At 52.0% G+C, this 12,997-nt stretch carries 10 protein-coding genes; 6 read left to right on the top strand and 4 right to left on the bottom strand.

The genetic code is table 11. The features are described 5' to 3' along the window. Positions 1–153 precede the first annotated feature (153 nt). The 4 genes from ACAN56_RS18140 (at position 154) to ACAN56_RS18125 (ending at position 6,962) form a co-directional block, all read left to right on the top strand. Positions 154–1,989 carry a type 2 periplasmic-binding domain-containing protein gene (locus tag ACAN56_RS18140; RefSeq protein ID WP_379144689.1) on the top strand — a complete coding sequence of 612 codons (1,836 nt, stop codon included), beginning with the start codon at positions 154–156 and terminating at the stop codon, positions 1,987–1,989. 134 nt (positions 1,990–2,123) lie between these two features. After that, on the top strand, positions 2,124–3,869 hold the full coding sequence (locus tag ACAN56_RS18135; RefSeq protein WP_379144686.1) for a sensor histidine kinase: 1,746 nt from the start codon (positions 2,124–2,126) through the stop codon (positions 3,867–3,869). Beyond that, complete coding sequence (locus ACAN56_RS18130; protein WP_379144682.1) at positions 3,862–5,265, top strand: response regulator transcription factor; 1,404 nt, start codon at positions 3,862–3,864, stop codon at positions 5,263–5,265. Before ACAN56_RS18135 ends, ACAN56_RS18130 begins: the two co-directional genes overlap by 8 nt. Continuing rightward, positions 5,262–6,962 carry an extracellular solute-binding protein gene (locus tag ACAN56_RS18125; protein ID WP_379144679.1) on the top strand — a complete coding sequence of 567 codons (1,701 nt, stop codon included), beginning with the start codon at positions 5,262–5,264 and terminating at the stop codon, positions 6,960–6,962. Before ACAN56_RS18130 ends, ACAN56_RS18125 begins: the two co-directional genes overlap by 4 nt. 777 nt (positions 6,963–7,739) lie before the next feature. On the opposite strand, the gene ACAN56_RS18120 is transcribed toward ACAN56_RS18125, so the two are convergent. After that, positions 7,740–8,969, bottom strand: a complete 1,230-nt coding sequence (locus ACAN56_RS18120) for an MFS transporter (protein ID WP_038600203.1) — start codon at positions 8,967–8,969, stop codon at positions 7,740–7,742. A 2-nt stretch (positions 8,970–8,971) separates the two neighbouring features. Next, positions 8,972–9,478 carry a YbaK/EbsC family protein gene (locus ACAN56_RS18115; protein WP_038594226.1) on the bottom strand — a complete coding sequence of 169 codons (507 nt, stop codon included), beginning with the start codon at positions 9,476–9,478 and terminating at the stop codon, positions 8,972–8,974. Between the two features lie 156 nt (positions 9,479–9,634). On the opposite strand from ACAN56_RS18115, the gene ACAN56_RS18110 reads away from it, so the two are divergent. Next, positions 9,635–10,279, top strand: coding sequence for a DUF1796 family putative cysteine peptidase (locus ACAN56_RS18110; RefSeq protein WP_379144676.1), 645 nt, complete (start codon positions 9,635–9,637; stop codon positions 10,277–10,279). Positions 10,280–10,308: 29 nt separating this feature from the next. Here the strand turns inward: ACAN56_RS18110 and ACAN56_RS18105 are convergent, their stop codons facing one another. Both ACAN56_RS18105 and ACAN56_RS18100 read right to left on the bottom strand, forming a co-directional pair. Continuing rightward, positions 10,309–10,893 (bottom strand): histidine phosphatase family protein, encoded by a 585-nt coding sequence (locus tag ACAN56_RS18105; protein WP_379144674.1) that lies wholly within the window; start codon positions 10,891–10,893, stop codon positions 10,309–10,311. Between the two features lie 20 nt (positions 10,894–10,913). Continuing rightward, positions 10,914–11,339, bottom strand: a complete 426-nt coding sequence (locus tag ACAN56_RS18100; RefSeq protein WP_379144672.1) for a MarR family winged helix-turn-helix transcriptional regulator — start codon at positions 11,337–11,339, stop codon at positions 10,914–10,916. A 160-nt stretch (positions 11,340–11,499) separates the two neighbouring features. Here ACAN56_RS18100 and ACAN56_RS18095 point away from each other — a divergent pair, with 160 nt between their 5' ends. Beyond that, positions 11,500–12,954 carry an MFS transporter gene (locus tag ACAN56_RS18095; protein ID WP_379144670.1) on the top strand — a complete coding sequence of 485 codons (1,455 nt, stop codon included), beginning with the start codon at positions 11,500–11,502 and terminating at the stop codon, positions 12,952–12,954. Positions 12,955–12,997: the final 43 nt, after the last annotated feature.

Raw genomic sequence — 12,997 nt, 5'->3', positions numbered from 1 at the left:
AGGAACAGGAAAGGAGTCCGGCTCTGCCTGTGGCGGAGCTTGCACTTATGCAAATGTACACAAAACTTATAGCGTATGCTTACGAAACGAGTTTTGTTCGATGCAGATTCAAGAGGAGCAGATTCTCACAAAACTTTTAGGGGGTAACAAGCTATGAAGTTCAGAAGGTTATCGCTGCTTCTGCTGAGCGCCATCATGGTGTTCGTTCTGGCAGCCTGCGGCGGCGGAAACGGGAACTCAGGCAATGGGGGCAAAGCGGAGAGTACAGATAAACCGGTCACCGAGGCTACGAACGCGGCAAAAGAAACCGCAGCACCGGATGACGGCGCACTTGATCATTCCAAACCGCTGAAGCTGACAGTATTCTCAACAACCGCCAACTATGCGGGTCCGCAGACCGGCTGGTTCGCTAAGGTCATCAAGGATAAATTCAACATCGAGCTGGATATCGTTGCCTCCAACCTGACCGGCGGGGACACCAAAATCTCGGCGATGATGGCTTCCGGCGATCTTGGAGATATCATCGTCTTCGGGGATGATAAAAACCACTATCCCAATGCGATCAAAGGAAAGCTGCTGTTGGACTGGACGCAGGATGGGCTGCTTGACAAATACGGCACCGATATCATGAAGCAATTCCCGAAAGCTGTGGAGAAGGCTAAAGTTGCCTTTGGCGGGGGCAGCACAGTCTATGGCATCGGAAACAGTGTTGCTACCAATCCTTCCGGCCCTTCCGAAGGCAAGGATATGACTTGGGGACCGGATTTACGCTGGGATCTGTACCAGCAAATCGGGGCACCGGAGATTAAAACCATTGAGGATTACCTGCCGGTACTGAAAAAGATGCAGGAGCTTGAGCCGAAGAATGAGCAAGGCAAAAAAACCTATGCCTTCTCGCTCTGGTCCGACTGGGACGGCAACTACAAAATGACGCTGGCAAAGCAATTCGCCAACATGCTGGGCTATGATGAAATCCCCGATACTGCAGTCTACGTTAAAGCCGATGAAGAGAAATATTATGATTTCCTCTCCGAGGACAGCTGGTACATGAAGTCGCTCAAGCTGTATTACGAGGCCAATCAAATGGGGCTGCTCGATCCTGACTCCCTGACCCAGAAATTTGATGATGTGGTGGCGAAATACAAGGATGGCCGTATGCTGTTCTCCTGGTTCCCGTGGCTGGGTGCCGCCAACTACAATACTGCGGAAAGAACGGCAGAAGGCAAAGGTTTTGCACTGGTACCGTTCAAGGATGAGCTGATGTATTCAACAGGCTTCAATGTGTACGGCGGCAACGGTATTATCTCCATCGGAGCAAAAGCCAAGGAGCCTGCGCGGATTATGGAGTTCCTCAATTGGATGTATACACCGGAAGGCGCGATGCTCTCGGCAGGCAGCGGAACAGCTGTACCTAACGGGCCGAAGGGCTTGACCTGGGATATTAACAGCAATGGCCAGCCAGTAGTCACCGATTTCGGTTGGAAGGCTTACACTGACCAGCAGAACACCCAAGTACCTGAAGAATTCGGCGGCGGTGACTATTATTACGGGTCGAATCAGATGAACTTCTCGTTTGTTGTTCCGGCGATGGAGAATCCCGAGACAAGCGAGCCGTATGACCACAATCTGTGGAAGACAACACTGGAACGTAATCCATCGAAGCTTGACAGTGACTGGAGAGCAAAGATGGGCGTGCTGACGGCTAAGGAATACTTTGAGAAAAACAATCTGCTCGCCGTTGCGCCGCAGGGCTTCACCGGCAAAGAGCCGCTGATTATGGATAAAACGCTGGAGCAGAAAAATAAACAGATCGGTACAGTCATTCAGCAGATTTCCTGGAAAATGGTTTTTGCCAAAAATCAGGCTGAATTTGACAAGCTGAACAAGGAAATGCATGACAAGGTCAACGGTCTCGGCTATGCCGACGTTATTGAATTTTCGGTCAAAAAAGCGGAGGAGCTGTTCGAGGCCCGCAAAAGTGTAAAGTAAGCAGGGGCAAAGCATAAAGATAAGGCAGGGCGGCGCGTTAAGCTGTTCTGCCTTATTATTTTCAGTTCAGGTTAAATCTGGTATTCTAATTCTATTATATAAAACGCTTACAAATAGAAGAGAGGATACGGAAAATGAGCAGAACGAAGCCAGGGAGCCATACGCCGGCAGTCAAATCTTTGCGGACTACCTTGGTGATTTATTTGCTGATCGGTACGCTGCTGCCGCTCCTGATCGTCGGAATTGTATCCTACACTTCCATTTTTTCGATTCTTTCGGGGAAAATCGGCAGCGGGATCAGCGCAAGCCTGCGCCAGGAGGCGCTCAGCCTGGAGAATGCCATCGACAATCTTGATTTTGCCTCCAAGCAGTTTGCGCTTGACGGCCAGATTGTGGAGGAAATGTCTTCTTTTCTGCTGGAGAAGCAGATTTACCGCAAATCGCAGATTATGAGTTCGATCAACCAGAAGATTAATCTGGTCAACTTCACCAATCCTTACATAGGGTTAACTGCCTATATCATGCCGGGCAGCGATGACCCGGTGTTGTTTACCAACATGAGCGCGCGGAGGAACTTTGATATCAGCACGCTGCCTTCTTTTATGCGCTATAACGGAGCTGATTATTACGGGCCGCATGGCACGATGTATGCTGTAGGCGATAACGTGGTTTTCTCCGAACAGCGGATTGTCAGGGTGAGCGGCCAGCATCAGCTGTATATCTATCTGGAGACGAACTACAGTCTGCTGCGCAAAATTTTCAAGCAGGAAGCCTATGGAATGAAGGTAAACCATCTGCTGGTCAACCAGAGCGGCACACTTACCCATGTCATCGACGGCAAGCTGCCCGGAAAGATCGTCAAAGCGGCCGGGAAATCTTCGGGGCTACCGCATGAGGAGCTGGACGGCTACCATCTGTTCCGATACGAGAGTCCGCAGGGCTGGAAGCTGGTGGCTGTCGTGAAGAAGTCGGTATTTAACAGCGAAATTTACTCCTGGTTCTACAAAATGATTCTGCTCGCCCTCTCCACACTGCTCTTTGCCGGATTTCTGGCCTGGCTGATCTGGAAGCGGATTTATGGCCCTCTGCGCAAAGTCAACGTGGAAATTATCCGCATGGCTGAAAATGTTACCGCGCCTGTTGCCTTCACGAATGTGGAGGAGTTCGACTTTGTACTGAGCAACTTTCAGCAGATGAAGGATCAGGTCAACGATCTGCTGCTGGCCGTAGCCCGCAATGAGAAGCAGAAAAGCCAGTTTGAGATTGAGAAGCTGCTCAGCCAGATCAACCCGCATTTCCTGCACAATACCCTGAACACGGTGCAGTGGCTCGCCCGGCTGAACGGGCAGAAGGAAATTGACAAGCTGGTCACGCTGCTGGTGAAGGTGCTGCATTACAATCTCGGCAAACAGAGCATTATTGTTACGATCGGTGAAGAAATCGAAGCCATCCGCAATTATATGGAGCTTCAGCGCATCCGTTACGATTATGAATTTGAGTTCAACGTGCAAGCGGAGGAAGATGTGCTGTCCGCTGCGGTCCCACGTTTTCTGCTTCAGCCGCTGGTCGAAAATTCGATTTATCACGGGCTCAGCGATAACGGGAAGGTCGAGGTTATAATTACTGCGCATGATGTAGATGAAATTCTGCTGTGTGTGAAGGATAACGGAACGGGAATGGCCCCTGACAAGATTGAAGAGCTGCTCTCGGATGACGGTGCCAGAAAGCGGGGACTCGGCATCGGCTTCTCCTACGTCATGCGGATGCTGAGGATGTATTACGGAGAGCAGATGACGCTGCAAATTGCCAGCAACCCGGGGGAAGGCACATGTGTATCCATTATCATACCTAAGAAAAGCAAGGAGGACTTCGATGATTAAGGCTGTTGTGGTCGATGACGAGCGGCTTGTGCGCAAAGGCTTCATCTCGCTGATTGACTGGTCGTCCTTTGGAGTTGTCATTGTCGGCGAGGCCGGGGACGGCAACGCCGCGCTGGCCCTGCTCCGCGAGCAGGAGACCGATTTGCTGTTTGTCGATCTCACGATGCCGGGGATGTCCGGGTTTGATCTCATCCGGCAGGTGCGGCAGCGGTTCCCAGCTATCCGCTGTGTAGTGCTGACCTGCCATCATGAATTTGATTATGTGCAGGAGGCGCTGCGCCTGGGTGCGGTTGATTACATCGTGAAGACACTGCTGGAGGTGGAAAATGCGGATGAGACGATCCGCCGTTTGGTTGAACGGATCAAATGGGAGGACAGCAACCGGGAGTCGCTTAACCGTGGAGAGGGCAGGATTATCGCTGCGGACAAGGCGCTGCTCTATCTGCCGCTGGACCCCCGGGCCAGCGAGGAAGAGCTGTTTCAGCTCTCGGTGGTGAAGAACCATCCGCTGATCACTTTTCAGGACATGTGGATCACGCCGCTGCACCAGCGGTTTGCAGAGGAAGATGGCAGCCGTGAGCTCAAGCAAGTGCTTGGGAGCCGCTGGCAGACGGCGCTGGTGAGCGGACTGCGGGATCAAAGCCTGCAGGAAGTGGAGAAGATCCTAGGGCTGTCAGCGCAACATGCGCTGTTCTATTCCGGCGGAGCCGAGGAACCGGCCAGACTGAACTATGCCGAGCTTAAAGTAATGGCATCAGAAGCAACGATCTTCAGTGATGAGAAAGATGTACTACAAGGAGCACTGAATCTCAGATGGACGATAGACCGGGGCGGATGGGAGACTTTTATGGCCGGAGTAGTGACACAGCAGCCTTCACCGCAGCGGGTTTCCGACTTTGGGTATGCACTGCTCGGGAATTGGGGGGCTCTGCTGCTGAAGCCCGAGGAGACGGCGCAGCTGCAAGCGGCGGCAGGGAATAACCTGAACTGGTGCCAATGGAAACACTGGCTGCGGCAGTTCTCCGATCATGCGCAGCGGCGGATGATTGAGCTGGGCCTGAGCAAAGAGGTGATGCTCTGCCTCATCCGTGCTGTCCGTTATATGCGAAGCCATGCCGGGGACAAAATCAATCAAAGCGATGTTGCAGCCGCTGTCAATATGAGCCGCGGCTATTTCAGCCAATGCTTCGCCCGCTTTGCCGGGGAGAGCTTTGGGGAGAGTCTGCGGGAGATGCGTCTGAATCTGGCCAAATCGCTGCTGCTTGAAAGTAATGAACCCATTTGCGAGATTGCCTGCAAATCAGGCTTTGAGGATGACCGTTATTTCAGCAGGCTCTTTCGGGATCGGGTCGGCAAGCTGCCGAGTGAATACCGTGCGGAGGGGATGAGGACTTGACGAAGAGGCTTACTGTTTACATCTCCGCCTTGCTGCTGCTTTGTCTGCCGGCATGCCAAGGCAGCAGGGTGCCGTCGGATTCCGCAGGGAGCGAACCGGGCGGCGGTGCCGCCGAAACTGCTGCTTATGGCAGATATGAAGACCCGGTCGTAATGCGCGTAGGGTTCAAAGTGCCTGATTCCCGGCTGAACACCGGCGACAGCAATGATAATAACCCGATTTCCCGGTATCTGGAGAGCCTCACGAACATCAGGGTTATCCACTCCTGGGAGGCAAAAGGCGAGGAGCCGTTTAATCAAAAAGTGCAGCTGGCTATCGACAGCAATGATTTGCCCGATGCCGTGGTTGTGGACAGAGATCAATTAAAAAAATTGATCGACAGCGATATGATTGCGGATCTGACCGCAACATACGAGCAATACGGCTCAGAGCTGATTAAGGATATGTATGATTCGACCAAAGGCGAGGCGCTTGGCGATGCCTCCCGCAACGGTAAGCTGTACGGGCTACCGAATGTGGCGATCAATGCGGATTCCCTGTCGCTGCTCTGGATCCGCCAGGATTGGCTCGACAAGCTGGAGCTTCCGGCTCCACGGACCTTTGAGGATATTGAAGCCATCGCGAAGGCGTTTGTTGAACGGGACCCTGACGGCAATGGTAAACGGGATACGCTGGGGCTTAGCGCTTACAAAAATATCGTGTACGGAACCAAGCCGCATGTGAATGGCTTAGACTCCGTGTTCAGCGCCTTTCACGCTTTTCCTACCAACTGGATCAGAACGGGCAGCGGCGAGATTGTTTACGGGTCAGTTGCACCGGAAACCAAAGAAGCGTTAGCCAAGCTGGCCGACTGGTACAAACGCGGCCTAATTGACCCTGAATTTGCGCTTTATAAAGAAACGCAGGAGCCGATTATCTCCGGCAATGCGGGGATGTTCTTCGGCCCGTGGTGGATGCCCTACTATCCGCTGTCAGAAGCAGTGGCGCTTGATACAAAGGCGGAATGGCGAGCCTATGCCGCACCGCTGGACAGCGCAGGAAAATTCGTCGCGCATATGGCGCCGGTAACTGACCGCTATCTGGTCGTCCGCAAAGGGTATGAGCATCCCGAAGCCGTAATGAAGCTGCTCAACGTCTTCACCCGGCTGGAGAGAAGACGGGACCCCAACACGGAGGAAGTCAAGAAACTGGATGACTTCTCGGCGCAGACCGGCATTCAGCCGCGTGCGTATTACCCGTTTGATCTGCTGATTGATTATTCCGGCGCTATTGAGAAACATTATGCGGACATTCAGCAGGCGCTGCATGGCAAGATCGACCCGGATCTGCTAGACCCGGATACCAGGGTCATCTATGAGCGGTGGCTCGCCGAGGAGGAGCAGCCGAAGAAGAATCTGGAGGGCTGGAAAGCAGCCAATTCATACAAATACGGGGCAGCTGTATTGTCCGCGACGGCGATCGAGGGCGTGCGCAGCGTCTTTTATGGCAGCACAACCCATATGCAGAGTGTATGGCCGGCGCTACAGAAGCTGGAGAGCGAGACCTTCCTGAACATTATCGTCGGTGATACGCCGGTGAGCAGCTTTGATACTTTTGTGGCGGAATGGAAAAGGCAGGGCGGGGATCAGATCACCCAAGAAGTCAACGTGATCGTGAAAAGCAGAGAGGCGGAGCAAATGGGCGATATGGCGGAATAGCGAGCTTTGGCGGTCGCGGTCATGGAAAGGACGGTTGGGGGGATTGGATAGGCAGTAAAGGATGGAGTAAGGCGATGTTCTGGTGTTGACTGAGAGTTAAAGTGACGTAAACGTAAAGGATGACGTATGTAAGGAGATTACGGGTGGAGTGCAATTAGACATTTGGTTTCGAGTGAGTGACCTCAAGCAGTTCCAGTGTTGTATAAACAAGCTTTCGGACCCCAGCGTCCTTATTTAAGATAGATCATGTGTTTATTTGGACATTCGGACTTCAGTGACGTTATATGCTGATCTTGATGCGGATTATGGCTGTGATCGAAGGAATAGCTGCACCTGAGTCCGCTTGTGGTATTAATCATCTTGTTTTTCCACAATAGCTGCATCTGAGTCCGTAAGGATAGAAAACATTGTAGAAAGTAGGCAACTATGAGTAAGTGCTACTTCACAGGTTGATTAGCAGCTGTGAGTACAGAGCTATGTTCCAGGTTGATTAGCAGCTGTGAGTACAGTGCTACGTTTCAGGTTGATTAGCAGCTGTGAGTACAGTGCTACGTTCCAGGTTGAGTAGCAGCTGTGAGTACAGTGCTACGTTCCAGGTTGATCAGCCGCTATGAGTACTCCCATCAGCTTGTAAATGCTCGTATTCTGGTGAAAAATGCTTCCGCTGCCCGTAGCACCCGAACAGACAGAAGGCCGGAGTTCCCATCAGGGAAATCCGGCCTTCTGTGTTGTCCAAACCATTCGTCTAACCCAAAAGAATATTCCCCCCGCTGCTCCTTACGGAGCGGCGGTTATATCGCCGGAAACAACGGCTCCGGCACGGCCGCTCGTTGACAGGTAGCTGAGCCAAGCACCGGCCAAGGCCAGCACTGCAAGGGCAGCGGCAAGCCAGGGAATCGAGGATAGGCCGAATGAATTGATGGCGACCCCGCCGAGATAAGCACCTGCCGCATTGCCCAGATTAAGTGCGGAATGGCTTGAGGTTGTGGCCAGCAGCGGCGCTTTATGCGCCAGGTTCATGATCCGCAGCTGGATGCCGGGCATAATGCCGAACGCCGCGATTCCCCAAAGGAAGATATTAATAATTGTAAGCACCGGATTGTGCAGCGTCAGCGTGAACATAGAGATAATCAGTGCGAGCACGCCGAAGTTGACCATCAGTGACGGCATGAGTTTCCAGTCAGCCAGCTTGCCGCCGGCAATATTTCCGATGGTGACGCCAACTCCGAACAGTACGAGAATCCAGGTGACATGATGTTCGGCAAAGCCGGTAATGTTCTCCAGCATTGGCGTGATGTAAGTGAAGAGCGAGAACAGGCTGCCGCAGCCCAGCGCTCCGGTGAGCAGAATCAGCAGCACCTTCGGATTCACCAGACCGCGCACCTGTTCGCGGAGATTGGCAGTCTGCTCCTGGACAATCACGGGAATAAACCGGATAATACCGAACAATGAGACGATGCCCAGCACGGTAATGGCCCCGAAGGAGGCCCGCCAGCCGAGCTGCTGGCCGATAAAGGTGCCGAACGGCACTCCGATAATATTAGCGACGGTCAAGCCCGCAAGCACGACTGATACGGCCCCGGCCCGTTTCTCCGGCCTTACCAATCTGGCGGCAATAATTGTGCCTACCCCCAGGAAGGTTCCGTGCGCGAAGGCGGTAAGAATACGGGCGATAATCAGCAGCGTGTAGGTAGGCGCAATCACCGACACAGCATTGCCGAATATAAAAATGCACATCAGAATGACGAGCAGCTGCTTCTGCGGCAACCGGTGCGTAAAGATAGTAAGAATAGGTGCGCCGATGGCTACACCAAGCGCATAGCTGGTAATAAGCTGTCCGGCTTGCGGAATGGTTACCCCGAGGTCATGCGCAACATTGGGCAGAAGCCCCATGATGATAAACTCGGTCATGCCAATCGCAAATGCGCCAAGGGTAAGACAGAGAAGTGACAGCGGAAACCGTTCCTTTCGCTGCGATGGCGATGTGTGGCCCTTGGCCGGATTCATCTTCATAAGGCTTGTCCGTCCCCGGACAGTGGCGGCTCATCCCAGCCTTTGCACACGTCCACCCAATCCGTACTTTTAGAGTACAGTGCTAGTTCATCACAGGTCAGCTCAATCGCAGAATTGGTGCTGCCACAGGCCGGAAACAGCGTATCGAAGCGCTGCATGGAAATATCCAGATAAACTTTAAGCTCCCGGGTGAGGCCAAATGGACAAACCCCTCCGATCTCATGACCCGTCTGCTCCAGAACTTCATCGGGACTGAGCATTCTCGCCTTGAAACCGAAGACTTCTCTGAATTTCTTGTTGTCGACCTTGGCGTCTCCTGCAGCAACGACCAGAATGGCATCGTCATTTACCCCGCGGAAGGACAAGGTTTTGGCTATACGGGCAGGAATTACCCCAATCGTCGCCGCCGCCATTTCTACGGTAGCGCTGGAAGTGGCAAACTCCAGTACATCCTGCTCTTTGTTAAAGGTACGGAAATGTTCTTTTACACTTACAATCGACATGAGCCTTGCTTCCTTTCTGAAAGTTCATTATTTTTTCATTTGGTTTACATTTTAACTTGTTTTTTATGCATGGGCAAAACATTCCTAATCTAGCATCCAAGCATTTTTGGCTCAAGGGCATTAAATAATACAAAAACAGGATAGAGGTGAGGACAGATGAGGTTTGAGGAGATCAAGGGGGCTTATGATTGCATTGTATGCCTGGGAAGTTCTTGCGAACCGGCGGCGCATTTGCGCAGAAGGGGTTTAAGGACTTTTTCATCGCCTCTGGACTGGGTTGTTTCGTTATCCCATACAGATGTGAACCTGCTGCTCAGCCGACGATTCCCGGAATACATGGAGCTGCCGAATGAGGTGCCGGACGAAGGGGACGATGTCTTCGTGGAGAATGAAGTTGTAATGCCGGTCCGATCGTATTTTATAAAAGATTACTATTATTATGTGATTTCCGTTCATGATTTTCCTATTCTCGAGGAGCAGGAGTGGGGCTCCGTGTATCCGGGCTTTAAGGATAAAATCGACATGCGCAGCCAGCGCTTGCTGGATCAGCTGATTGTCAGCCGGAAGGCGTTATTCATCCGCTGGGGAAGTACTTATGAACAGGCACTGCAGCTTCAAAAAGCGCTGGGCTCGTTAACGTTGGGAACCTTCCATATTCTGATCGTAAACGGAGTGGACGGACTGGATTCAGTGATCGATAACGAATGGGGACCACCCGGCATCAGTTCACTGAGCATTCCGAACCGGACCGGGGACAATGAGACTTGGGACTATATTCTGGAGGGTGTTAGCCTGGTATAGTCAGCTGGCGTTAATTAAATGATCTGCCCTTAGTGCATCGTTGACAGATGATTCACGCAATTGTATAAGTCACATTGCCACCGACCGTTTGCTTTGGTGAGCAGGGTCAGAGAAGTATTTCTCATATGAGTTGCAGTAAATTGAAGTGGCAGCAAATGCTGCAACGTTAACCCGATTAACGCACCGTGGCTGACTGCCAGGATGTTCTTGGCAATATAACTGGAATGAATCTCTTCCAGGAAAGAGGCGCCCCTGGCAGCAGTGTCATGGACACTCTCCATTCCCAGGTTAAGATCACGCCAACGAAGCCCCCATTTGTCGATTCGTTCTTCTTCCGTCATTCCTTCGATCTGTCCGCAGTCGATCTCGCGTAATCTGTCATCGGTCAGACATACCGGGATTCCAGCTGCAGCAGCAATGATTCCTGCAGTTTCCTGTGCACGGGACAAATTGCTGGAGATGATCATATCCCAAGGCTCTTTCCGCAGTCGGTCTGCCAAAGCTTCAGCCTGCTGTCTGCCTTCCTCATTTAGCGGTTGATCGGACAAGCCCAGCGCCTTCCCCTGCACATTCCAATCGGTAATGCCGTGTCTGATGAATCCGATCAAGACCATCCAATCCTCCCCTCCCCGAATCACAACTCTCCGGAATTTATGCTGATCTTTTGGAGCAGAGTAACCAATAGATCTGCTTCCTCCTCCGTTAAATTGGCCGAAAGCTTGCGGTTAAGTTCATCCATTATAGCTTGAAATACCGGTGCGAACTCAAGTGTCTTAGCGGTCGGATACAGGAGCGAAGAGCGCCGGTCTTTCGGATCGGTTCTCCGTTCAATATAACCCAAATGCTCAAGATGTTTGACGGACCGGGCGGTTGTTGCTTTATCGAACTTCATCTCATTTGTCATTTGATCCTGGGTAATTCCAGGATGGCCAAGGATCAGCTTAAGAAAGTTGTGCTGCCCGCCGCCGCCGATCCCATAAGGAGCCAACTCCCGGGCTAAATATTTCTGGTTTTGACGCTGAAGGTTGGAAATCAACTTGCCAATCGGTTCTTTTTTCAAAAATGACACCTCTTTAGGTTAAATGCTGTTGCAACCCTTTATCTGCTCAAAATATTACAACAAAGTCGTTGCGTGCGCAACTAGTTTGCGGTACACTGGGGAATGTCAGATAGTTGCGCGTGCAACTATCTCTAAAAACTGATTCAAGAGGGTGTTAGTTATGAGTTCCATTGCCGCAACCTATCAGGATGATGCCGCCATCCAGAAGAAACGCTGGATTATCTTGATCGTCTTAAATCTTTTTACCTTTATGTCAACGCTCGACGGAAGTATTGTCAATATTGCTTTGCCCGTGCTGGTGAAGCAGCTGAACCTGCCGGTAGCTCAGGTCGAATGGGTAACGACAGGGTATCTGATGGCTATTTGCGCAGTCATCCTGCTTTTCGGGAAGCTTGGAGATATGCTCGGCAAGATCCGGATTTTCAAAATCGGCACGATCGTCTTTATCGTCGGCTCGCTGCTCTGCGGGCTGAGCACAAGTCTGCCTTTCCTTATATTATCGCGTGTGATTCAGGCGATCGGGGCCTCCATGACCATGGCGAACAGCCAGGGGATTGTGACGGATATTTTCCCGGCTACAGAGCGGGGCAAAGCGCTGGGACTTATCGGCACCTTCGTATCGCTGGGGAGTATCGCCGGACCGAGTTTGGGCGGGATTATTGTTTCAACACTGGGCTGGGAATATATTTTCTGGGTAAACCTTCCGATTGGCCTGATTGCCGTTGTGCTTGGATGGAAGGTTCTGCCTAAGGATCTGGTACGGGTAAAATCGAAAATCGACATTCCCGGAAGCATGCTGTTCGCGGTGTTTATCCTAACGCTGTTTGCCGGATTGCTGCTCGGGCAGCAGCTTGGGTATGGGGATGCCCGCATCCTCACGGCGCTGATCATCGCAGTTGCTGCATTTATTGCTTTTATTACCGTAGAATTGCGCCGCGCGGAGCCGCTGCTGCAGCTTTCGCTGTTCAAGAACCCCTTATTCTCACTCAGCATTTTGTGCGCATTTCTCGTGTTCGTGGCCAACTTTTGCTTCAACATCATTGCCCCGTTCTATGCGCAGAACATGCTGAATCTGTCGCCTTTTTATGCCGGATTTCTGCTTATGCTGTTTCCGATCTGCATGGTGGTGGTTTCACCGGTCAGCGGAGCCTTGTCCGATAAGATCGGTTCCGAGTTCCTGACCTTTGCCGGACTAATCGTGATGGTTATCGCCCAGTTTGGGCTGGCCCGGCTGCATGACGGAAGCTCTGTGCTATTGGTCGGACTATGGATTGCGATGCTCGGTGTCGGCAGCGGCTTGTTCCAATCGCCCAACAATTCACTCATCATGTCCAAAGTGCCGCGGACACAGCTCGGTTCCGCAGGCAGCGTCAATTCGCTGGTCCGCAATGTGGGCATGGTTGTCGGCATCACCATCGCCACCTCCATCCTGTTTAATGTGATGAGCAGCAAGGCAGGGCATCGGGTAACCGATCTGGTTCCGGGCCGTCCGGATATTTTTCTCTCGGGGATGCATGTTGTATTTATGACTTCCTCGGCAATTTGCCTGGTCTCGGCACTGCTTACCGGCTGGCGGCTGATCACGGCAAGAAGAGACAAGAGAGCAGCAGCTTAACTTGAACAAATATATTGAAATAGTTGTCACAAAATAATCCGCC

The sequence above is a fragment of the Paenibacillus paludis genome (genome assembly GCF_042610515.1).
Taxonomy (GTDB): domain Bacteria; phylum Bacillota; class Bacilli; order Paenibacillales; family Paenibacillaceae; genus Paenibacillus_AQ.
Note: the sequence above shows the minus strand (reverse complement) of the source record. Positions and strands in the feature narration are given on the sequence as shown.